Genomic DNA, 24,435 nt, shown 5'->3' with positions numbered 1-24,435 from the left:
CTAACATGTATCATTTGTAAGTTTATTTAGTCAAAAAACAACCTATAAAATAGAGTTGTTTTTTTATGTTTTTAATTATAGCTATAGAAATTTAAAGGAGAAATACAATGAAGAGATTATTAACAAGCGAATCTGTGGGTGCGGGACACCCAGATAAAATTTGTGACCAAATTTCAGATGCAATTGTCGATGCCTTATTAAAGCAAGATAAATATTCAAGAGTAGCATGTGACGTTATAGCAAATGATGACCTCATATATATTGGTGGCCAAATTTCAACAAAAGGTTATATTGATACTATTAAGGAAGCATGAAAAATACTTAAAAATTTAGGCTATAAGGAAAACGATTTTAAAATAATTAACGCAATTACTGAACAAAGTCCTGATATTGCTCAGGGAGTAAACAAGGACAACAATAAAGAATTAGGTGCTGGCGATCAAGGGATTTTGTTTGGTTATGCCACTTGCGAAAATGAGTATTATATGCCATGACCTATTGTGCTAGCTCATGAATTAGTAAAGCGTGCCGAAAATTTAAGAAAACATAAAAAATTTCCATATGCAAAGTCAGATATGAAAAGCCAAGTCACAGTTGAATATGATGATAAAAAAAATACATATACTATTAAAAAAGTTTTAATGTCAATTCAACATGAGGAAAATTTTAATTATGATAAATTTAAAACCTTTATAAAAACAAATATCGTTGACTATGTTTTAAAAGAACATAATTTCAATTTAGATTATGAATTATTAATAAATCCCACCGGTAGATTTGTAATAGGGGGGCCAACCGGAGATACTGGCTTGACTGGTAGAAAAATAATTGTCGACACTTATGGTGGTTTTGCAAGACATGGTGGTGGGGCGTTTTCAGGTAAGGACGCAACCAAAATAGACCGTTCTGCAGCATATATGGCAAGATATATAACCAAAAATTTTGTTGCTGCTGGCATTGCAAAAAAAATGGAAATCCAATTATCTTATGCCATAGGATTGCCTAGACCACAATCAATTTATATTGAGACTTTTGGTACTTCTAAATATACAGAACAGGAAATAATTAATGCCGTTTATAAATTATTTGATTTAAGTGTTGAAGGAATTATAAACACACTAAATTTATTAAACCCAATTTTTCTACCAACCGCAACTTTTGGTCATTTTGGTAGAAATGACCTTAATTTAAGTTGAGAAAAAATTGACAAAATAAATGAAATAAAAGATTTCTTTAAAAATATAAAAAGATAAATTATAATTTTATATGTGTCTAGGGGATTAGTTTAATGGTAGAACAATGGACTCCAAACCCATTTGTGCGGGTTCGATTCCTGCATCCCCTGCCATATCATAAAATTGTTAATAAAACAAGATGCATTACAAATGTATCTTGTTTTTTAAAAAAGTAAAGCATTTCTTATTAATAGATTTAATAGGATATGTAAAACGGCTAACTTCATGTTTTATGGCGATTAGGTTTATTTTTAATTTTTTAATTAGTTATATCGGTTTAAATATCTTTTTTTCTCAAAATCTGTTAAATTCCGGATTTCTATTTTTTTATATTTCACATTACCTCCTATAATGATTTTAAACTATAGGATGTTACAAAATGATTGAGAATTTACAAATTACGAACAAAAATATGCCTTATTAAGAAATGGCAAAAAAGAATTTATAATTATTAAAAATAGCAAATAATATAGGAATTAAATTAAAACAAAGGAATAAAAATGGGATACCCAAAAATTATTATTAATGAAACTAAATTCAAAACTAACGTTAGAAGAGCAATCGAAATTTGCAAGGTTAAAAATATTGAAGTTTTAGCAGTAACTAAAGGTTTTTGCGGAAATAGAAGAATGGCGGAATTATATGCTGAGGCCGGCATAAAAAACTTTGGAGATTCACGGCTAGATAATTTTGAAATATATAAGGATATACCAGGTCACAAACAACTTTTAAGAATACCAATGATTTCTGAAATACCAAAAATGATTGAATTATGTGATTCATCATTAAATGGCGATTTAGATGTTATTAAAAAAATTAGTGATTATTGTTTAAAAAACAATAAAAAACCACATGAAATTGTTTTAATGGTGGACTTAGGTGATAGAAGAGAAGGTGTTTTGCCAGAAGATGCTTTAAAATCAGCTAAATTAATTAATGAAATGAAAGGTGTTAAATTAATTGGTTTAGGATGCAATTTTGGGTGTTATGGTGCTAGAATACCATCAGATGAAACAATGAAACAATTCGTTGAAATCCAACATCAAATTGAGAGTGAATTTAATATCAAATTAACTCATATGTCAGGCGGAAACTCATTAAGTTTACATATGGTGTGAGAAAATCGTATGCCAGAAGAAATCAATGTTTTAAGAATGGGTTTTGCAATGATTTTTGGTACTGAAGATATGTATCGTCAAACAATTGATGGAATGTATCGTGATGCATTTAGATGCGAAGTTGAAGTTGTTGAAGTTGATTATAAAAGCTCAATGCCAATTGGTGCTTGTGGAATTGATGCGTTTGGACATGTTCCTTATTTTGAAGACATTGGTGATATAAAAAGAATTATTTTGGCAATCGGTAAATTGGATACAATGTTTGATGCCATGATCCCATATGATGAAAAACTAAAAATTTTAGGTGGATCTTCAGATCATATGATTATCAACGCTCAAGATTCAAATATTGAATATAAAGCCGGTGACATCGTTACTTTTGGTCTTGACTGAGGAAGTTTATTATATCTATTCAATTCTTCATATGTAATTAAAGAATTTGAAAAATAGTTTAATTTTTGTAAAGAAATAACCAAACTTATTGAAAAAGAGATTTTTTGGAACTGTAGATAATTTTGTGTAAAAATCTCCTAATAGCAAATATTTAAAATTAAAATATTTATATAGAAGATTTTTTAATATGCCAAAAAAGAAATTAAAATGCTAAGTGCAAAAGAATTATATGATAAATATAAACCAGCAACTTAGGAAAAGATTTGCAAAATTATTAAGCAAAACCGTTAAATTGCAACAAAAATGAGCCACCTAACATATATAGTAAAATGTTATAGGTGGTCTTATTATGCATGAAATAGAATTAAACTATTTTCAATTAAATAGAAAACGAAAATTAGATGTTATAACTACATATTCTAATTTAACAAATAAGCAATTATCCTTAAAAGCAAAATGTTCAATATCAACCATAAAAAGATTAAAACAAAAATTAAGAAATGCTAAATTATGCAAAAAAGAGGTTAATTTAGCACATGGCAATCAATGAGGCGATAGAAAAAAGATTTACAGTAATGATTTAATTATCAATTATGGGAAAAAATACGAAAGTGAAAAATTAATTGCTGGAACAAAAAATAGTTCTTGTAATTCATATATGTCTTACCGTTTGTTTTATGAGAGAATAGCTAATGTAAAAATATCATATAGTCAATTAACAAGAAGACTTACGCAAAGCGGATTTCTAAGTGCTTTTGCTCATAAAAATACAATAAAAAGACAAAAAACTTTTGTAAAAAAATATATACCTTATAAGCCAAATATTTTGCCTAAAGAAAAGATTGCAAAACCAACCATGATCTCAAAAAGAAAATTAGTAAATATGGGTGAATGTGTTGAACTTGATGGATTTATTCATTTTTATGTTGATCAAACCTTATGAACAATTGTTGCATGTATCGATGTTTCAACTTCAAAAGTTTTATCACTTTATTTTGACGAAAAAGCCGAATCAGTAAAAGGTTATCAAATTATTATTCAAGATATGATTAATAAATATGGGATACCAAAAGTAATGATTAGCGATAATAGAATGAATTTTCATAATAGTCTTGAATCTAGCGCTATTTTGTATGATGCAGTCACAAAATTAGGTACTGAATTTATAACAACATCAGTATCTAATGAAAAACCACATATAGAAAGTTTTTGGAGAATTGCACATAATAGAATTCCAATATTTTTAAAAGATAGAAATATTAAAACAAACCAAGACGCTAATAAATATAGACACGAAATTATTGCAATGCTTAATGATATAAAAACAAGAAAATCAATTACCGATTCTGAAAAAAATGAATTTAGAAAACCAAACAGTGCAACTCTTGAAGCTTATTTTGATTTGCCAATTAAAAGACAAATTTTTAATGGAATTGTAACATTTAAAAATAAAAAATATATTCCTAAAAATGAAAAAAATCAAAAAATAAAAGTCACATCAAAAAATGATGCAACTTTTATGATTGGTGCAGATCAACAATACTATTTTCACATAAACAATAAAAGATATAAAGCTTTTGAATTAAATGAAAATGACATTCAAATGTATGAGAAAATAGCATATAGTAAAAAGCTTCCTCTTGAAATATCGGTGGTTAAAAAAATTGTGAAACATCAAGAATCCGGATATTACTACAATCAAATGTTATCTAAAAAAACAGAAATTTTAGAATCTTTTGTTAAAACTGGTCTTATTTCACAAAGAGAAATAGATTTAATGCGATCAATTAATGAAGATTTAGAAAAAATAAGAAGAGATATAAATAAAATTGTAATTTTATAATAAATTATTCTATTCCTAAAGTAGAGCTATTTTTTTATATTTTTTTATTAGAAATTATGCAAAATGTATAATTAAACAAATTCAAAATATCGGTGGCTCATTTTTCACGCTAATTAATGAAAGATTTGCAAAATTATTAAGCAAAACACCAAAGATCTTATTCAAATAATACCAGAAGAAGAAATGAAAAAACACCTTGTTACGATAGATATGAGCATGAAAAAGCGATAAAAGATAACTATCGAAATGGTAGTTATTCTAAAAATCTAAGATCAAATTTAGGTGAAATTGAACTTCAAATTCCGAGGGATAGAAACTCTGAATTTGAACCAACAATAGTTCCAAAATACCAGTATGATATTTCTAAAATTGAAAGCCAAATTATCGGTCTTTATTAAAAAGGAATTTCAACGAGAGATATATCTCAAACTCTTAAGGAAATGTACGGAGTTGAAGTTGATGCTGCTTTTGTTAGCAGAGTAACTGATAAGATAATTCCACACATAACGGAATGAAGAAATAGACCCTTAAAAAAACTTATGCCATGGTTTTTATTGATGGAATAAGGTTAAAGTTACAGAAGAAAATAAACTTGTTAAAAAGTCAGTTTACATAGTTATGAGATACTCTTTGGAAGGATATAAGGATGTTTTGGGTTCGAAATTGGGGAATCTGAATGTGCAAAATATTGAATTCAAGTACTAAATAACCTTAAATTAAGGGGGGTTCATGAGATATATCTCATGGCGAGTGATAATTTAGCGGGAATTAACGAAGCAATCAAAGCTGTTTATTCTAAAACACAAATTCAAAAGTGCATAGTTCATCAAATAAGAAATTCGACAAAACATGTTAACTATAAAGATTTAAAAGAATTTACCCAAGATATGAAAAATATTTATAAATCCAGCAACCTGGATGAGGCTTCAAGGTTTCTTGAAATTTTTGAACAAAAATGAGATTTTAAATATAATTATGCAGTCAAAAGTTGAAGAAATAATTTCGATGAATTAATTACTTTTTTTAATTTTCCAGCGGAAATTAGAAAACTAATTTATACAACAAATGTTATTGAAAATTTAAATAGAAATATTAGAAAAATTTCTAAAAAACTTCATTTCCTACTGATGACTCTTTAATAAAAAAGTTTATTTTGCAATTCAAAATCAAGTTGAAAAATGAGGTAAATCCGTTCCTAACTGAGAGGTTTGTTTATAACCAATTGCAAATAATTTTCGAATAATAATAATAATAATAATAATAATTTAAAATAACCAAATAACATTTAGGAGATTAAATTCTCCGATTTTGTTATGTTATTTGGTTATTTTTGAATAATAAATTTAGATTTATGTAAGCTATTCTCAAATCTCTTACTCAAAAAGTAAGCAAGAAATAAATTTACACAAAATTTACTACACTACCTATTAATAATGCAAATTATAAATATTTATCTCTTTTTTGCTACCATCCTTTGCTTCCAATTCTTCATATTCCTTTATTTTTGAATAATCACTAGGTATGTATCTATTTATAAAAATTTTTAAAGTTGCATCTTTTTTATCGTTATCTATTCCAATTATTATAATATCTGCAATGTCCAATTCCTTATCATTATATTTAACCTTATGTTTATTAATAGCTGAAAGAAAAGATCTTGTTTGTAAAAAACTGGGATAAGGTGAATGAATTGTTTTTTTTCAATTTGTTACGTCTTTATAAGTGTCTTCTGAGCTTGTTTTAAAAATTTTAAAATCTTCTAAATCCTGAAATGGTGTAGCATATCATTGCTCAAATTCAAACCCATAGGGTAGAAATTGAGTAATCATTTTTTTAGGAAGATAAAATAGCACTATATCCTTTAAATTTGATATTTTTTCTTCAAATTCTTCTCTAAAATCTCCTTTATTATCTTTTGATGTATTTATAAGTTTAATTTTCAATGGGATAACATAAAAACCCTCTTTCTTAATGCTATTTATATATTTTTTAACTTCCTCTATTTTATTAGAGGTTTTAAATTCATATTTTTTAAAAGGATTTTTAATTAAAATGTTATCGCCCTTAAAGGCATCCTTATAAAGAGTTACATCTTCTAAATAATTTCTATGAGGCATTGATGGTCCGATTGGCATATTAAGACGATCTAAATGTGTTATCACCGAATATATGCTAAAGCCAAGCAATGGAGCACCAATCACAACAGTTGGCACCAGCGCGCCTATTAATGCAATTTTTGTTTTCTTTTTCATTATTTTATTAACTCGCAATCCTTTAATCTTTCTGTAATTTCACTTCCAGTAACAAAATTAGCACCATCCCAAAAATATTTTCCTAGTTCACCTTGATCTTTATTTTCTAAATATTCAAGCCATTTAATGTTGTTTGTATCAATAATAACTTGATTTCATTGGTCATATCAATTAAAATTAACTAGTGCTCTTCCATCTTCATAAACTCCATAAGCTACATAAATATGCGAAGATTCGCCATTCAATTCATATCCACCATTCTTAAATTCTCTTGTATCCGAAACTAGAAATGCTGGTATTTTTTTATCCTTAATAAAATTTACAATATTATTGCTTCTGTTATATCAATAACTAAATGTATAATCAACATATTTTTTGTTTAATAGATTTTTAATAATGTCTTTCCTATTTCAGTATGTTGTACCCTTCTTGAATTTAAATTTTTCTAAAAGATCTTTCATATAAACATCATTTAATTTTGGAGAAAAATAATTTTCTTTTAAATATTTAACTTTTTCATTATTAGTTAAATTGGCAAAATATGTTCTGAGCTGATGAGTTTTTTCATACTCATAATCATAAACAAGGTCACCATTTATAATTTCCCATGGCATTGAGTCATAATCATACATTATTCCTGCATCAAAGGATTCTGTTTTATCTATATATTTTTCTTCTTCTTGAAATCCTAAATATCTAGGATTTAAAAAATAATTATTATAAAGTATCATCTGATTTATGGCAATATAGCCGCATATTCCACCTCAGTCTTCTTCGTTTGTGTAATATTTAGCATCATTAATTCCAAAAACCTTATTGTTGTTTGATTTAAAAAATCATGAATACCTAATTTCATCATCAGCATATAAAAAACCGTTGTATTCATTTCTTATACCATTTTTCTTGAAATCTGTTAAACTAGAATTTTTTACGGTGTTTAAATTCCAAATATTAAAATTGCTAAAATTAACATTTTTAAAATTTTTTTCAATTTTTTTAGATTGATCTTTTCAATCATCGGTCACATTTTTGGTTTTCTTAATAGGCCTATGAACGTCACCGGGAAATGGTTTATCCCTATCGCGAATATTTGTATAATCAAATGATGTTTCGCTATTTCTTAATATTATTGTATCCTTATTAGGAAACATTAGCATCATTTCTGGCGTAAAAATATAATAAGGATTAACTTCTACTATTTTTTCTCTACCATGATCAAAGATTGAATAACCACCATTTTCATAGCCGACTATATAGTTATATTTATCAATATTAAAAAAATTACCTGATATAAATTTAATTTTGGTATCTTGTCGCCCTGTTAGTCTTATAAAATCGCACAAACAATAAGCACCAACTTTTTCCTTATATTTTATTTCTAATGCTTCATCTGTATTGTTACTATTTTTAGTATAAGAGATAACCAATATTGGACTAACCACTAGCGGCAATCCTAGTAAAAAACTTATCTTTTTCATATATCCCCCTTAACTTAATTTTAAAACTTTAAATTTTTTCAACAATAAATGAGGCGTTTTTTACAAAAAAATACATATTTAATATCAAAAAATAGACCCAAAACCCTAACTAGTTTTAGGCCTATTGGTTCTATTATTAACCTTTATTTTTTATAAAATATTCATTAATAAAATACTTCATTCTTACAATTTAATATTTTAAAAATTAAAACATTAAATAAAAATTAATATATTATCCATGTCTTTAATAAACAAATACATTATGAAAATTTCTTTTGTAATTTTATTTAGCTATCTTAAAATAACAAACATCTCCATCCTTCATTAGATAATTTCGGCCTTCTAGCATCATTTTACCTGCTTCTTTCGCTTGTTTTTCACCACCACAAGCAATATAGTCATCGCACTTAATAACCTCAGCTTTAACAAATTTCTTTTCAAAATCAGTATGAATAATTCCGGCACATTCAGCTGCATTCATTCCTTTTTTAAACACTCAAGCTCTTGTTTCAACTTCTCCAACAGTGAAATAGGTAGCTTGATCTAATAAATAAAAACTCTTAGATATAAGTTCGGCAAGTCCGGATTTATCGATATTATATTCATTTAAAAACATTGTTTTTTCTTCATTTAAAAAGCTAGATACTTCATATTCAATTTTTATACAAATTGGAATTATATATTCATTATTTTTTTCTAATTCTTGTTTTAATCTTAAAAAATGTTTTGCTTCTGATAGATTTTTGTATGAATTTGCATCAAGATTAGCAACATAAATAGTAGGCTTAATTGTAAGAAATTGATAATTTTTAATAATTGCCAATTCCTCAGATGAAAAGTCAATATCCTTTAGCATTTTTTCATCAGATAAATAATCTTTAATTCTAACCAAAAGTTCATATTCTTTTTTTAATTCCTTATCATTTGAGTTAATTGCCTTTTTGCCAATACGTCCTAGAACATTTTCAACCATCTGCAAATCTGCTAAAATTAGTTCCAAATTAATTATTTTTAGGTCGGCCAATGGATCAATATGATTTCTCACATGAACTATATCATCATTTTCAAAACATCTAATTACGTGTACTATTGCATCCACTTCACGGATGTTAGATAAAAACTTATTACCTAATCCCTCACCCTTCGAGGCCCCTTCGACAAGTCCGGCAATATCAACAAATTGAAATGTTGCTGGAACAATTTTTCTAGCATTAACAAGAGATGCTAAACTATATAATCTTGAATCTTCTAAATTAACTATTGCAATATTAGGTTCAATAGTAGTAAATGCGTAATTAGCTGACTCTGCTTCATTTAATGTTAAGGCTGAAAAAAGTGTGCTTTTTCCAACGTTTGGTAATCCCACAATCCCTGCTTTTAATGACATAAAAACCTCCGATAAAGAAAAAAATTTATACTAATAATTTTAATGTAATATAAGAAAATAATTTATTATTATAACAATAAATAACTCACAGAATTTAAGGTAGGTTTATTATGTATAAAAGATTCTCAAAAGGTATGATTGAGATTATCACAGGTCCCATGTTTAGTGGGAAAACCGAGGAACTACTAAGAAGATTAAGAACATTATCATATGCTAAATTTAATAGTTTAGTAATTAAGCCTGAATATGACAATCGTTTTTCTGATAGCGAAATAGTAAGTCGCTGCGGATTAAAAGAAAGAACTTTTTCAATTAAACAAATTGAAGATATTTATGAATTGCTTGACAAAGCTAAATATGATGCAATTTTAATTGATGAGGCTCATTTTTTTGGAAATAATTTAATTTCAGTGGCCGATGATTTGGCAAACAAGGGATATTTAATAATAATTGCTGGACTTGACCAAGATTATCGACGTCAACCTTTTGGACCGATGCCTAATTTAATGGCTATTGCTGAAACAATTACTAAATTGCATGCTATTTGCGTAATATGTCAAAATGTTGCAACTACTTCATATAGAAAAATAAAAAATAAGAGTTTAAATTTATTAGGTAATTACAATGAATATGAAGCTAGATGTCGTAAGTGTCATTTATTAGGTGAAAATGTTCAAAAAATAAAATAAAAAATGGGGCGTTCGAAGGGGATCGAACCCTCGTATGCCGGAGCCACAACCCGGAGCGTTAACCACTTCGCCACGAACGCCATTTTCTAAATTGCTTTATTATTTTAACATAAATAAACGTTTTTTTACAAATTTTAGGTTTATTATCTACAATGTAAAGCAAATTTTATAAGTTTGAGTTTTTAGTAGTCGCAATCAAAAAACACACATTTATTTTGCGTGTTTTTTTGATAAATTAAGCTTTTGTATCTAATTGAAAAAGTTCAATTTCATAAATAGTAGAGTGACCTTTAAACTTAAATGGAAGAACAATTTTACCATCTGCTTTCTTTTCTAAGCAAAGTGCTTTTCTACTATTTTTCTTATTAGAATTACTTGCAAAAAGTATTTCTTTTTTACGTCAAAGATCAACGAAATCCTTTGAGAAAATTCCTGATCCAAGGTTTTTTGCTTTGTTTTTCTTGTTGGGTTTCTTTTCGGAGAACATAAAATCATTTTTTTGATCAAAAGTAACATAGCCAAAGTAGTGATGTTTTCTTTCATTTGACAACCTACTATTTCCTTTTAATATAGTAATAATTGCATTTTTAACATCATCAGTAATTGAACTAGTTGATACAATTGACTTATTATTTATTTTATCAACTATTTTTTGTTGTTCCTCAGTTAGATTTTCCTCGACATTTGCATCCGGTTGTTTTTTCTTGGCATCTGTATTTTTATTTAAGTTGTTTTTTGCTTGCTCAAGTAAATTAGACAATTTTTTGGTAGCATCTTCTATTTTTTCAAAATCTGAACTATCTTGTTTAACAACTTCCTGTTGTTTTTTTAATTCATCGTCTAATTGCTTTTTAATATCATCATGTTTTTGGTTAGTAAGAGTTTTTGAATAATCTTCCACTTCTTTAGCTATTTTATTGAATGAGGCTAGTGCTTGTAGCTTAGAATCTTTTTCTTGTTGTGCATCATCAATATCCCTTTTTGCATTTTTGGCTTTAAGTGTAGCTTCAATTAATACTGATGAAATAGAATCAATTTGCTCCTTAGTACTTTTATCATTAATAGCATTTTCATTTTCTTGAATGACTTTATCCAATTCATCCTTTATTGCTTTATATCTAGAATCTGACTCCAATTCCTTGCTTATTTTTTTAGCGGCATTAAGATTATTATCAAATTCAACTCTTGCCTCGATTTCATCATCGATTGGTTCAGCCATTTTTTTTGCTTTTTCTGATGCATCTTTTAATTTTTTAGTTGCTGCTTCAAATTGTTCAGCAGTACTATTATCATTAATATTTTTAACTATTTCATTAACTTCCTTTTCCAGCATGGACTTTATTTCCGCATACTTAGGACCACTCAAATATGTTAATTGATCATCGATGATATCTTTTTGCTTTTTATATTCTTGTTTTGTTTTTTCTAAAATATTATCTGTATTATCACTACCGTGTTGTCCATCTATCATTTGTTTGGATTCTTTAGCAGTATCAATAGCATTGGCTATTTTATTTGCTGCTTGCTTGAATTGCTCAACACTAGACTTGTCAGAAATTTCTTTTTTAGCAGTATTAATAGATGATTCAAGTTTAATTTTAGCTTCCTTATACTTATCATCTAGCAACGAGGATAATAACTTATTTGCTTCATCCAATTTAGTGTTATATAAGGATTTAACAGCTTCTAATGAATTATTATTTTTTACATCTATAGTATTTTTCTTAATTTCACTAACTTGACTAACTAACTTTAATAATGCATCTTTAAAATTGGAATTTGTTGACTTATCAGAATTTAGCACCTTTTTAGCGTTATCGATAGCTTTTTTAATTTCTAACTTTTGTGAATCATTAAGTTTCTTATTAGATTTTAATTCTTGCTCAAAGGTTTCGATTTGCTGAGATAGCTCTTTTTTAGGTTTAGCATGTAACACGATCCCTACTGATAAACCGGTTGCAATCACGACAGCTGTACCGCTAATAGAACCTAACGAAATTAGTAATTTACTCGATTTTTTCATTTTAATTTTCTCCCACATTTTTAGCGCAAAAATTATTATTAGTGCAATTCACTTATTGTACAGGTTTTATCTAATTTATAACATAACTAAATTAGTTATTTGTCATTTTCTTTAATTCATCGCTAGTAAATAGTTCTATTTCATATATCTTGTCACTGCCTTTTAAACTTAAAAGGTAGAACAACTTTGCCATCCTCCTTTAATTCAAGACATAACGCTTTTCTTCTGCTATTTGAACCGGCATATAAGACATCTTTTCTGTTTATTAAATCCATAAATTCTTTAGCAAATAAATTTCCAAGATCTTTCTTTTTTCCTTTTGAATTTTCAGAAAATTGCAAGATTGGTTCTTGTCCTTTTGTTGGCCTCTTGTAGCTTAAATAGCCAAAGAAGTATCTCACATGTTCATTTCTATCATGACTTTTAGGAGATTTGTATATTTCAATAATAGCTTTTTTAACATCCTCGCTAATGGTGCTATTATTTAAAATTGTTTTATTTTTTATTTTTTCAACTAATGCCTTTTGCTCGGCTGTTAAAGTTTCTTCTGTAGTATCTGCTCTTTGTGCGTCTCTTTTGATTTGTTCAAAGAAATTTTTAAGACCTTTAGTAATATCTTTAACTTTGCGAGAAGTTGTATTTTCCTGATCTACAATACTTTTTTGTTTATTTAACTCGGCCTCTAATTTATTTTTAAGACCATCTTGTTCAGGTTTTTTTAATGTCTTAATAAACTCTTTAATTTCATTTTCTAATTTATAAAAATCGTCTTTTGCTGCTTTTTTAGTATCATCAGTTTTTGATTTATTATCAATTTTTTTCTTTTCTGCCTTAGCTTGATTAATTGCGTCATTAATTTCATTTGTGGCAGCAAGAAATTCATCCTTAGAACTTGATTCAGTTATCGTTTTTTTATTTTTATTAACTTTTTCTTCTAATGTCTTCTTAATAGTTGCGTATTCAGGTTTTGCTTCTAATGTTTTAATTAGTTCATTGGCTTTAGAAATAACTTCGTTATATTCTTCTTTAGCATTTTCTAAATTTTTATTAGAATTATTTAAATTATGAACATCAATTGATTGTTTTTCACTATTAGCAGTTTCAATAGCACTTATCAATGATTTAGTAGCATTTTCATACTGTTCTTTTGTACTTTTATCGCTAATTTCTTTTTTTGCTAAATTAATAGATGATTCCAATTTTGTTTTTATTTCTTTATATTCATCTTTTGAAAGCGTAGTTAGTAATTCGTTGGCTTCATTCAATTTAGATTCATATATTTTTTTAGCTTCGCTTAATAATAAATCAGGTTTTGAATCAAAGCTTTTTTTCCTAATCTCACTAACCTGACTAACGAGTTTTGATAATGCTTCTCTAAAATTAATATTTGATGATTTGTCAGAATTTAACACTTTCTTAGCATCATCAATTACCTTTTTAATCTCGGTTTTTTGCGGTTCGTTAAGCTTACTATTAGATTCTAATTCTAATTCAAAAGCTTGAATTTGTTGTGCTAATTCTTTTTTTGGTTTTGCTTTCATAACTAAACCAACCGATAAACCGGTAGCAAGTAAAACTACTGCGCCTGTAATAGAACCTAACGTGATTCATAATTTACTTGACTTTTTCATTTTTTTATAATCTCCCTAAATTTAAAAATAAATTTTACTAATCAAATTTATTAAATCATTTAAACTGTTATTATTCTACAATGCTAGGATTTGTTTTAAGCATATTCTTTAATTCATCACTTTTGAATAACACTATTTCATAAATTTTTTCATGTCCGTTAAATTTAAAGGGCAATACGACAGTTCCGTCTTCTTTTAATTCAAGCGATAAAGCTTTTCTAGCATTGCTTGCTTTAGATGAAGTTGGAAAAACAATTTCTTTCTTTAATACTAAGTTAACGAATTCGCTAGCAAATATTTCATGGCCAAGATTTTTCGCCTTAATCTTTCCTTTTGGTCTTTTTTCTGAGAATTTAAAATCATGAGTTTTTTTATCAAAACTTATATATCCAAAGTAATAATTTACCTTTTCTTCATTAACTCTAGATTTCTTTTTAAATATTTCAATAATTGAATTTTTTACATCCTCGGTAACGGCAGCTTCTTTTATAATTGTTTTATCCTTAATCTTATCAACTATTTTTTGTTGTTCTGGATTTAAATTTTCTGATGCCTGTTCGCTTTTTTGAGATTCTCTCTTAATTTGTTCAAAGAAAGTCATAAGTTTCTTTGTAATTGTTTGAATTTTTTTGGCTGTTAAATTTTCTTTATTAATGTCATTTTTGCTTTTTTCTAATTCAGCTTCAAGTTTCATCTTAAGTTGAGTATGCTCAGGCTTTGTTAATGATTTTTGAATAAATTCAGTAATTTCAGTTTCAAGTTTTTTAAATTCAGCTTTTGCTTCATCAATTTTTTGTTTTAAAATTTCTTTTTTATCTATTTCCTTTTTTTCATTATTAGCAGATTCGATAGCAGTTTCTAATTCCTTAGTTGCACTTTTATATTCTTGATCAGTAGTTTTATCATTAATCTTTGTTTTAATTTGGTTTAATGAATCATCTAATTTTTTCTTGACATTTTCGTATTTAGCATCCTTAAGAGAACTTGATAATTCCTCAGCCTCCTTTAATTTTTCTTCATAATCTTTTTTGGCATCAACCTTTGGTGTGGTTTGCTTATCAAGTTCCATTTTTGCTTTTCTTGCATTGTCAAAAGCTTCTTCTAGTTTTTTTATTGCTTCTTTAAAATCATCAATGGTACTGCTATCACCAACACTATTAACAATCGCTTGAACTTCTTCCTGTAATTTATCTTTTATATCTTTATATTTGTCACCAGCCAATTCGACATCATATATATCAAGAAAATCATTGGATAATTTATTATAAAAAATCTGTTGTTGTTCTTCTAATTGGTGTTGTATTTTATCATCAATTGTTTTTTTATCATTCTTAGTTTTTTCTATTAATTCAGTTATTAACTTTGTAGCACTATCATATTGTTGTTTAGTACTCTTGTTTGTAACTTGGTCTTTTAATTTCTTAAATGATTCATCAAATTTTTGTTTAATATCTTTGTATAAATCACCATCAAGTTCTTTTGATAATTTATCTCCTTCACTAATTTTTTCTTCATATTTATTTTTAGCTTCCAATAAATTCTTTTCTTCCAAATCAATTTGCTCTTTTAATTTCGAAGCTTCATTTATTGCCATTTGTAATTTAATTTTAGCTTCATCATAATCATGTTTTTTACTTTTGTTATTTAAATTATTAGTTATTTCTTTGATGGATAGATCCAATCTTGCTTTAACATCATAATACTTATTAGCTAAAAGCTTGTTTGATAGTTCTTTTGCTTCTTTAACTTTGTCATTAAAATCATTTTTAATATTTTCGAGAGTATCAATTTCTTGTTTAGCTTGTATAGCTTCTTTTATCGCTACTTCTAGTTTTTGTTTTGCTTCGTCATAGTCGCTTTTTAAACTGCCATCATTTATATTTTTTGTTGACTCATAGATAAATAAATCAAGTCTAGATTTAATGGCTTCATACCTTGGATATGATAATAGTATTTGTAATTGTTTAGCTTCTTGTAACTTGTTATTATACGATTTTTTTGCAAACCTCTTTAACTTGTCAATATCCATTTCTTCAGTATTTGGATTTTGTTTAATTTCTTCAACAGAATTAACTAATTGCGCAATGGCATTTTCAAAATTTAAGTTTTGTGAAGAAGTGCCAGAAAGAAAAGCCTTGGCAGCTTCTATTGCCTGCTTAATTTTTGTCTTCTGGTTTTCGTTAAACGAAATATTATTTTTTAATTCTTTTTCATATTGATCAATCTTTTGAATTAAAACATTTCTAGGCATAGATTGTTGTACAGTATAGATTGATATTCCCGCGGCTGCGACAATAGTTCCAACATTGGCTCCGCATAATGCAATTAATAATTTACTAGACTTCATTACGTACTCCTTATTTATAAAAATAATTACTAATTATATATTTAAAACTCATTGAACCTATTTATAGTCGCTAGGTTTCTCATTGCTTGTAAATAATTCAATTTCATATACCTTGGTATGATCTTTAAACTTAAATGGCAATACTATTTTTCCATCACTTTTTAATTCAAGAGCTAACGCCTTTCGAGCACTTTTACCTGTTTTATTAGTTGGAAAAATTATTTCCTTTTCATAGACAAGTTTAATAAATTCCTCATCAAAAAATCCAATACCAAGATTCTTATGTTTTATTTTGTTTTTATTCTTTCTAGTAGGCTTTTTCGATGAGAACTCAAAACTATTATTTTTAAATTCAATGTATCCGAAATAATAATGAAAATTTTCACCAGGTACTTTGCTATTGTCTTTAAGTACTTCTAAAATATAATTTTTAACTTCTTCTGTAATTTTATCTGTCTTTAATAATGTTTTATTATTTAACTTATTAACTATATTTTTTTGTTCTTGTGTTAATCCATCATCAGGTTCTTCGTCCTTGTTTACTTCTAATTTAGCTTTTTCAAATATTTTTGTAAGTTTTTCCGTTGCTTTTTTGATTTTATTAGGTGTTGATGATTCGTTATTAACTATTTGTTTTTGCTTATTTAATTCATCTTCTAAATTAGTTTTAATGCTCATTTGACTAGGTTTTGTTAATGTTTTTAAAAAATCTTCGACCTTTCGTTCCAAGGCCATAAATTCTGCTTCAGCATCCTTTTTTTCTTTTTCAGTATTTAATTTTTTGTCAATTTTGTTCTTCTCACTCTTAGCTTTTTTGATGGCTTTATCTACCTCACTAATTGCATTACCAATTTCTTGTCTAGTGTTGTTCACATTTACTGAATCTTTCTTTTCTTTAACCACCTTTTCTAAATCGTCTTTAATATTTTTATATTCATTGTTACTACCGAGCTCAGTAGCAATTCTTTCTGCTTCGGCAACTTTTTCATGCAATTTTTCTATTAATTTTAATCTAGCTCCAATTTCTAGTATTTCATCATAAGCGTTAGCAATTAACTCTTCTAATTTCTTAGTTGCTTCATCATACTCTGTTTTTGTATGTTCTCCACTACCTAATTTAGTTTTTATTTCTGCCACTTCTGAATGTAGTTTATCTTTGACTGAACTATATCTACTATCTGAAAAATTATCATTTTCAAACTTTTCAACCTCTTTAACCTTGGCATCATAAGCTGCTTTTGACTCTTCAGTTTCCAAAATTGTTTCTTTGGCTTTTTTGGCTTTTTTAATTGCCTCTTCTAATTTATTAATAGCATCATTGTATTGATCTTTTGTTGATAAACCTTGTGATGCATCTTGAACCTCTTTATCAAATGTAGATTTAACTTCAACAAATTTAGATTCTATTAACTGTTTAGATAATTCATCAGCTTCACTTTTTTTAGATTCAAATGCTTTTTTGGCTTTTTCTAATTCAGAATCTTCGCTATCATCAATCATTTTCTTTTGCATATTAGCTTCAGTAATAGCATCTTCTAATTCCTTTGCAGCTCGGTCATATTGATCCTTTGTAGTTTTATCATTAATTAAATTGGTGTTTCTTTGAATAGTTCCATCTATTTTTTTCTTAACTTCTTCATATTTTGAATCAACTAATATAGAAGACAATTTCATAGCTTGCTGCAACTTTGCATTATATCTATTTTTAGAATTTTCCTTTTCTTTAATATCTGGGACTGGTTCAAAATTTTGTATGATTGCTTCATATGAACTAACTAATTGCGAAATAGCATTTTCAAAATTAGCATCATCCATGTTTTGCCCAATAAGAACCTTATTAGCTTCTTCGATAGCTTGTTTAATAGCAACCTTTTGTTCTTCACTAAGCTTTTTATTAGTTACCAATTCTTCTTGAATTTCTTTAATCTTTTTAATCAGAGCGTTTCTTGGTTTTTGTTTAATAGTTGTAGAAATAGAAATTCCTACTGATGCAATAATAGCACCCACATTAAGGGTACATAATGTTATTAATAATTTACTAGATTTTCGCATTCTTTAATACCTTTATGAAAGTTTAAGTTGTAATTTAATTATATATATTATATATTGTAGTACAGAGTGAAAATAATCATTATTTTCTAACTTGTTTTGGAATTTTTTTTAAAGAAAATTTAGGGTTTTCTTTAGGTTTAATGTAAAAATCTAATTTATAGTTATTTTTATAGTTTTTTATATTAGCTAATATATTTTAAATATCTACTGGCAGTTAAACAAACGCCAATAACTTATTTGAGTCCTTAAAAAAATAAATAAAATACAGATTTCTCTGTATTTATAGTTTTTTATTTTGTTCTGCCAATTTCTTTTTTAAAACAACTTCTTCAATAATAGTATATTTCTTTTCATTTGTTTTTTTAAACTTGATTTCTGTGTCAATTGGTTTAACGTCAATATTATTGACAATCAATGAAAGCAAATTATCTCTAAATTCAACAATCCCACGATCGATGTAAAAAATCCGGTTATTATTATCTTGATCTTTAATAATTATTTGTGAGGGAACTAATGCCGCTAAAAATGGAACAGCATCTTTCATTAGACCAATTTGCCCCTCAGTAGTGGTAAATGTTACGATACTACCTTTACCTTGATAATATACACAATTTGGTGTTGTTATAACTATTTCAATGAATTTATCATTCATAACTATTTGTCAAATACATATCCAAGGTTTTTAGCTTTTTCAATAACATCTTCAATAGTACCAACATATAAAAATGCTTCTTCTGGTAGATCATCATATTTTCCGCTTAAAATTTCTTTAAATGATCTAATGGTATCTTGTAATTTAATGTATCTACCCTTTATACCACTAAATTTTTCAGCAACAAAAAATGGTTGGGACAGGAAACTTCTTATTCTACGTGCTCTAGCAACAACCTTCTTGTCTTCCTCTGATAATTCATGCATACCCAATATTGCAATAATATCTTGTAATTCCTTAAATCTTTGCAAAATATTTTGTACTTCTCTCGCAGTATTGTAATGATCTAAACCAACGATATTAGGATCCATCATACGTGAATTAGAACCCAATGGATCAATAGCAGGATAAATACCTAATGCTGCAATATCACGATCTAAAACAGTTTTCGCATCTAGATGAGTAAATGTGGTCGCAGGAGCAGGGTCAGTAAGGTCATCAGCAGGAACATAAACTGCTTGAACAGATGTTATTGATCCCTTATTTGTAGAAGTAATTCTTTCTTGCAATTGCCCCATTTCGACTGCTAATGTTGGTTGATACCCAACGGCAGAAGGCATTCTACCTAGCAATGCCGAAACTTCTGAACCTGCTTGGGTAAATCTAAAGATATTATCAATGAATAAAAGCACATCTTGGCCCATTTGATCACGGAAATACTCGGCCATAGTTAGTGCAGTAAATGGTGCTCTCATTCTAGCGCCTGGAGGCTCATTCATTTGTCCAAATACTAATGCAGTTTTATCTAAAACACCACTTGCCTTCATTTCGTGGTATAAGTCATTACCCTCTCTTGTTCTTTCGCCAACACCAGCAAATACTGATAAACCACCATGTTGTTTTGCAATATTATTAATCAATTCTTGTATTAAAACAGTTTTGCCGACACCAGCCCCACCAAAAAGACCAATTTTTCCACCTTTAATGTATGGTATTAATAGGTCAATAACCTTAATACCAGTTTCAAATATTTCCAAAGTGGATTTTTGTTCTTCAAAACTAGGTGCGCTTCTATGGATAGGCATTTGTTGCTCAAAATCGCCTCCTAGCAAGTCAATAGGTTGACCTAAAACATTAAACATTCTTGAAAGAATTTCCTTACCAACAGGTGCAGTAATTGGTCTTTTAAGGTCTAAGACCTTCATGCCACGTCTTAAACCAATGGTTAAACTCATGGCTATTGTTCTTACAGTGTCATTACCAATATGTTGAGCAACCTCAAGAATTTGTTTGTTGTTAGGGTTTTTTTCATCAATAACTTCCAAGGCGTTAAGCATTTTAGGTGCAGTGCCTTCCTTAAATCTGACATCAATAACAGCACCAAGAATTTGGGTAATAACACCATAATTTAATTCATTATTTTTTTTATTAGTCATTTTCTTTATCCTTTCTTTAAGATCCGACACCATTAACAATTTCAGTCAATTCTTGTGTTATCTTTGATTGACGCGAACTATTATATTCAATTTTTAATTCATCAATAAGGTCCTCGGCATTATCAGAAGCCTGTTCCATTGCTGTTCTTCTTTGACTAGTTTCTGCCAATTTTGCATTAGTTAAAGCATGAAAAATAGATGCTTCAAAGAATATTCTAAATGAGTTAATTAAAATGGTTTCAGGGTTGGGCTCAAAAACAATCTCCCTGATCCCTTTATCTTGGTGAAAACTTTGATTATTTTTTTCGATTTTGCCAATCGTGTTTGCTGAAATTGGAAAAATTTCTTGAACGACAGGATCAGCCTTTAATGGGTTTTCATAATTGGTATAAATTAATTTAACTGAATTTAAAAGTGATATTTCTAAAACATCATAAATCTTATTTGAAATCACTTGAGCTATTTCATATGTTGGATTATCACCGATTTGTGTTAAGGTTTGGATAATGTGATATTTTTTATTTTTTTCAATTAGGCTTAACAATTTAGAGCCAATAACAATCAAAATATCTTCACCTGTAACAACTTCATTTATCATTTTATACATTTCGGAATTGAATGATCCACATAGACCTAAATCACTCCCAAAAATAATATATAAATTGCGACGATTGCTAAATTTTCATGCATGCTTATTTAATAATTTATCAATATCCTGCGTTGAATTTTTTACAAGATTAATAAAAATAGCTTCAACGTTTTTAAAGTAAGATTTAACCTCACTAATTTTGTTTTTAATTTTTGAAAACTTAGCAGTGGCTACAAGTTCCATAGCCTTCGTTATTTTTTTGGTAGAATTAATTGAATTAATACGTTGCTTTATTTTTTGCAAGCTTTCCATGGTAATTCAGGGATAGGCATAAAGTTTTCAGGATTATATAGGGGAATAGTCTTTATAAACAGGTCATTAAATAAAATGATTTGATTATAAATTTCTTCAATTAATTCATTAGTTCAATCATTAGATTCATCGATCTTTCTCATGATTTTTATTGCTTTAGGTTCTGTTGCAAAATAAGTTAGAATTTCTTGACGATATTTAATAATGTTGTTTTTAGGGATTACATTAATTAAGCGATACTTAGCAAGGAACAATAAGATAATTTGTTGGCCAGGAGAATATGGTGAAAATTGCGACTGTTTCAACAGCTCATAGACCTTAGCACCATGTTCCAAAATAATTCTTGTATTTTGGTCTAAATCAGAACCAAATTGTGCAAATGCTTGCATTTCATTATATTGAGCTAATTCTAGCTTTAAACTTGACACCACCTTTTTAGTCATTTTGGTTTGCGCGGCTGAACCAACTCTACTTACAGAATAACCAATATCAATTGCAGGTCTTTGTCCAGAATTAAATAAAGATTCTTTGGTAAAAATCTGACCATCAGTAATTGAAATAACATTAGTTGGAATATATGCTGAAATATCTTCAGCTTGTGTTTCGATAATTGGCAAGGCAGTTATTGAACCGCCACCATAATCGTTATTTAGTTTTGCAGATCTTTCTAGTAATTGCGAATGTAGATAAAAGACGTCACCAGGATATGCTTCACGGCCGGGAGGTCTTCTTAACAATAAAGATAATGTTCGATAAGCAACGGCATGTTTTGATAAGTCGTCATAAACTATTAAAACACTTTTACCTCTTGCCATTCATTCCTCAGCAATAGTTACGCCAGTATAGGGTGCTATATATTGCAATGGCGCACTTTCAGAAGCTGATGCTGCAATGATAGTTGTGTATTTCATTGCATCATTCTTTTCAAGCTGATCAACAATTTGGGTAATTGTTGAATTTTTTTGGCCGATAGCCACATAGATACAATAAACATCTTTGCCTTTTTGGTTTAATATCGCATCAATGGCAATGGCTGTTTTTCCTGTTTGTCTATCACCAATAATTAGTTCACGTTGTCCCTTTCCGATAGGAATCAAAGCATCGATTGCCAAAATACCAGTATGTAAGGGTTCTGAAACTTCCTTACGTGTCATAACACCAGGCGCAATTTTGAAAATTGGTCGCTTTATTTCACTATTAATTTTACCCTTACCATCAATTGGTAATGCTAGGGCATTAATAACACGGCCCAATAAAGCGTCACCCACTTGAACCGAGATAACGTTGTGTGTTCTCTTGACATGTGAATTTTCTACAATATTACGATCATCGCCAGTAACAACAACACCAACCAACTCTTCTTCAAGATTTAAGGCCATACCAACAATACCGCAATCAAATATTACTAATTCACCGTATTCAACATTAGTTAAACCACTAACTAGAGCAATACCGTCACCAACAGTAATAACTCTACCTACTTCATCATAACTAACAGTTTCGTTGAAATCTTTAATTTGATTTTTAATGATAGCTGATAAATCACTGGGTTTTAAAGCCATATCTTTCCTTTCATTATTCTAATGATTTTATCTTGTTTAATTTTCCCAAAACAGAGTTATCAATCAAGTACTCATCTACTTTTATTCTTATTCCACCGATTAAATCAGGGTCTATATGATTAGTTAAAGTAACTTTTGCATTTAGATCAGATGAAATCTTTTTTTCAAGGTTTTTCATCTTATCAGTACTTAATGGTTTAACTGAATATACATAACCATACTTAATATTTAATTTTTCATTTGCTAATTCAATAAAGCGATGAAATATAATATCCATATATTTAACAATATGTTTTCTGGTTGCTAATTTAATAATATTTAATATATATGGATGGTATGAATCAAAAGCCTCACTAATTAACATAAACTTTTTTTCTTCCGTTATATCAAAAGAATTTAAGATTTTTAAATAATCTTTATTTTGTTTCAAAACCTTAATAATGTCAGCAGTCTGATTAGTAATTTCCTGAAGTTGATCAGACCCATTAGCTAAATCATATAAGGCAAATGATCAATTATTAATTACTTCATTTAATTCAGTCATATCTATTTCTTAATAACCTCATTAATCATTTTGACATTATCAGCATCTTTTATTTCACGGCCAATAATTTTTTTAGCAATTTCAACAGCATTTTCCATAATAATTTTCTTTTGCTCTTTACTGAATTCAACACGCTTTTTATTAATCAAAATTTCTGCTTGTTCTAACATCATTTCAGCTTTTTTCTTCGCAATAGCTGAACCACTATTTACAATTCTTTCACTTTCAGCTTTTGCATTATTGATAATAGTTCTTGCCTGATTAGTAGCCTCAATTATTTTTAAATCATGTTCTTCTTGTATTTTTAGTGCTTCATCTTTTGCTTTGATTGAAGCATCAATATTACTTTGAATTAATTCTTGACGCTTTTTAACCATTTTCTTAATTGGTTTGTATACCAAAAAAGTAATAATAATGGTTATTAGCATTAACACAATTAAAGAAAAAACAAATAGAGGCCAATTAAATGTTAAGCCAGAGAAGGTTTTTTCTAATTCTTCACTAACCCCCCCCTTACCTTCAGGGGCTTTCATAAGATAAGTTAATACTCTCATATAAATCAAAAAATAATTTAACTATACAAAGATTAATAATAAAGCAATAACTAAACAATAAATTGATGCAGTTTCAACAATAGCCAAACCTAAAATTAATAAAGTACGAACTTTAGATAAAGCTTCTGGGTTTCTACCAACAGCTTCACAGGCTTTAGCAACGGCCATACCTTGACCAATCGAAACAAATCCAGCTCCAAAGATTGCTAACCCGGCGCCTAACATTGTTAAACCGTATGCAAAGGGGTAATTTTGACCGCTAGCATCACCGGCTTTACTTGGGTCAAATCTATTAATAACATCTGAAATTTTATCTAATTTATCAATCATTTTTTTCT

19 protein-coding genes, 2 tRNA genes and 1 pseudogene are annotated in these 24,435 nt (G+C 28.1%); 7 read left to right on the top strand and 15 right to left on the bottom strand.

Annotated features, from left to right (window positions below; genetic code table 4):
- The first annotated feature begins 107 nt into the window (after window positions 1–107).
- From metK to ACT1UH_RS00700, 6 genes and pseudogenes are all read left to right on the top strand, one after another.
- On the top strand, window positions 108–1,253 hold the full coding sequence (metK, locus tag ACT1UH_RS00725; protein ID WP_444705062.1) for a methionine adenosyltransferase: 1,146 nt from the start codon (window positions 108–110) through the stop codon (window positions 1,251–1,253).
- 21 nt (window positions 1,254–1,274) lie between these two features.
- Window positions 1,275–1,348: transfer RNA gene (locus ACT1UH_RS00720), tRNA-Trp, on the top strand.
- 387 nt (window positions 1,349–1,735) lie between these two features.
- Window positions 1,736–2,803, top strand: a complete 1,068-nt coding sequence (locus ACT1UH_RS00715) for an alanine/ornithine racemase family PLP-dependent enzyme (RefSeq protein WP_444705061.1) — start codon at window positions 1,736–1,738, stop codon at window positions 2,801–2,803.
- A 292-nt stretch (window positions 2,804–3,095) separates the two neighbouring features.
- Complete coding sequence (locus ACT1UH_RS00710) at window positions 3,096–4,589, top strand: hypothetical protein (RefSeq protein ID WP_444705060.1); 1,494 nt, start codon at window positions 3,096–3,098, stop codon at window positions 4,587–4,589.
- 212 nt (window positions 4,590–4,801) lie between these two features.
- Window positions 4,802–5,155: pseudogene (locus ACT1UH_RS00705) on the top strand (transposase); the annotation flags it as partial.
- Between the two features lie 96 nt (window positions 5,156–5,251).
- The gene (locus tag ACT1UH_RS00700; RefSeq protein WP_444705176.1) at window positions 5,252–5,728 is read left to right on the top strand and encodes an IS256 family transposase; all 477 of its coding nucleotides are present in this window, start codon (window positions 5,252–5,254) and stop codon (window positions 5,726–5,728) included.
- Between the two features lie 288 nt (window positions 5,729–6,016).
- On the opposite strand, the gene ACT1UH_RS00695 is transcribed toward ACT1UH_RS00700, so the two are convergent.
- The 3 genes from ACT1UH_RS00695 to ychF form a co-directional block, all read right to left on the bottom strand.
- A complete protein-coding gene (locus ACT1UH_RS00695) occupies window positions 6,017–6,841 on the bottom strand; it encodes a hypothetical protein (RefSeq protein WP_444705059.1) in 825 nt (274 codons plus the stop codon).
- Entirely contained in the window at window positions 6,841–8,319 is a 1,479-nt protein-coding gene (locus tag ACT1UH_RS00690; protein ID WP_444705058.1) for a putative cysteine peptidase, read from the bottom strand. Before ACT1UH_RS00690 ends, ACT1UH_RS00695 begins: the two co-directional genes overlap by 1 nt.
- A 283-nt stretch (window positions 8,320–8,602) precedes the next feature.
- The gene (gene ychF / locus ACT1UH_RS00685) at window positions 8,603–9,706 is read right to left on the bottom strand and encodes a redox-regulated ATPase YchF (protein ID WP_444705057.1); all 1,104 of its coding nucleotides are present in this window, start codon (window positions 9,704–9,706) and stop codon (window positions 8,603–8,605) included.
- A 110-nt stretch (window positions 9,707–9,816) separates the two neighbouring features.
- Here ychF and ACT1UH_RS00680 point away from each other — a divergent pair, with 110 nt between their 5' ends.
- Window positions 9,817–10,395, top strand: a complete 579-nt coding sequence (locus ACT1UH_RS00680; protein ID WP_438340723.1) for a thymidine kinase — start codon at window positions 9,817–9,819, stop codon at window positions 10,393–10,395.
- A gap of 4 nt (window positions 10,396–10,399) precedes the next feature.
- Here the strand turns inward: ACT1UH_RS00680 and ACT1UH_RS00675 are convergent.
- From ACT1UH_RS00675 to atpE, 12 genes are all read right to left on the bottom strand, one after another.
- A tRNA-His gene (locus ACT1UH_RS00675) sits at window positions 10,400–10,475 on the bottom strand.
- Window positions 10,476–10,630: 155 nt separating this feature from the next.
- On the bottom strand, window positions 10,631–12,418 hold the full coding sequence (locus tag ACT1UH_RS00670) for a hypothetical protein (RefSeq protein WP_444705056.1): 1,788 nt from the start codon (window positions 12,416–12,418) through the stop codon (window positions 10,631–10,633).
- Between the two features lie 122 nt (window positions 12,419–12,540).
- Window positions 12,541–14,049, bottom strand: coding sequence for a hypothetical protein (locus tag ACT1UH_RS00665; RefSeq protein ID WP_444705055.1), 1,509 nt, complete (start codon window positions 14,047–14,049; stop codon window positions 12,541–12,543).
- Between the two features lie 70 nt (window positions 14,050–14,119).
- Window positions 14,120–16,396, bottom strand: coding sequence for a hypothetical protein (locus ACT1UH_RS00660; protein WP_444705054.1), 2,277 nt, complete (start codon window positions 16,394–16,396; stop codon window positions 14,120–14,122).
- 57 nt (window positions 16,397–16,453) lie between these two features.
- On the bottom strand, window positions 16,454–18,448 hold the full coding sequence (locus ACT1UH_RS00655) for a hypothetical protein (protein WP_444705053.1): 1,995 nt from the start codon (window positions 18,446–18,448) through the stop codon (window positions 16,454–16,456).
- 280 nt (window positions 18,449–18,728) lie between these two features.
- Entirely contained in the window at window positions 18,729–19,100 is a 372-nt protein-coding gene (locus ACT1UH_RS00650; protein ID WP_438340708.1) for a hypothetical protein, read from the bottom strand.
- A gap of 2 nt (window positions 19,101–19,102) precedes the next feature.
- Window positions 19,103–20,569 carry a F0F1 ATP synthase subunit beta gene (gene atpD, locus ACT1UH_RS00645; protein WP_438340707.1) on the bottom strand — a complete coding sequence of 489 codons (1,467 nt, stop codon included), beginning with the start codon at window positions 20,567–20,569 and terminating at the stop codon, window positions 19,103–19,105.
- Window positions 20,553–21,437 carry an ATP synthase F1 subunit gamma gene (gene atpG / locus ACT1UH_RS00640; RefSeq protein ID WP_444705052.1) on the bottom strand — a complete coding sequence of 295 codons (885 nt, stop codon included), beginning with the start codon at window positions 21,435–21,437 and terminating at the stop codon, window positions 20,553–20,555. Before atpG ends, atpD begins: the two co-directional genes overlap by 17 nt.
- The gene (gene atpA, locus ACT1UH_RS00635) at window positions 21,416–22,999 is read right to left on the bottom strand and encodes a F0F1 ATP synthase subunit alpha (RefSeq protein WP_438340705.1); all 1,584 of its coding nucleotides are present in this window, start codon (window positions 22,997–22,999) and stop codon (window positions 21,416–21,418) included. The genes atpG and atpA overlap by 22 nt, the downstream gene beginning before the upstream one ends.
- Before the next feature lie 13 nt (window positions 23,000–23,012).
- Window positions 23,013–23,543, bottom strand: a complete 531-nt coding sequence (locus ACT1UH_RS00630; RefSeq protein WP_438340704.1) for a F0F1 ATP synthase subunit delta — start codon at window positions 23,541–23,543, stop codon at window positions 23,013–23,015.
- A gap of 2 nt (window positions 23,544–23,545) precedes the next feature.
- A complete protein-coding gene (locus ACT1UH_RS00625; RefSeq protein WP_438340703.1) occupies window positions 23,546–24,076 on the bottom strand; it encodes a F0F1 ATP synthase subunit B family protein in 531 nt (176 codons plus the stop codon).
- Between the two features lie 42 nt (window positions 24,077–24,118).
- Window positions 24,119–24,427 (bottom strand): ATP synthase F0 subunit C, encoded by a 309-nt coding sequence (gene atpE, locus ACT1UH_RS00620; RefSeq protein ID WP_438340702.1) that lies wholly within the window; start codon window positions 24,425–24,427, stop codon window positions 24,119–24,121.
- Between the last annotated feature and the right edge of the window lie 8 nt (window positions 24,428–24,435).

This window comes from Mycoplasma sp. 332, assembly GCF_052378275.1.
Taxonomy (GTDB): domain Bacteria; phylum Bacillota_I; class Bacilli_A; order Mycoplasmatales; family Metamycoplasmataceae; genus Metamycoplasma.
This window is presented reverse-complemented; position numbering and strand designations above follow the sequence as displayed.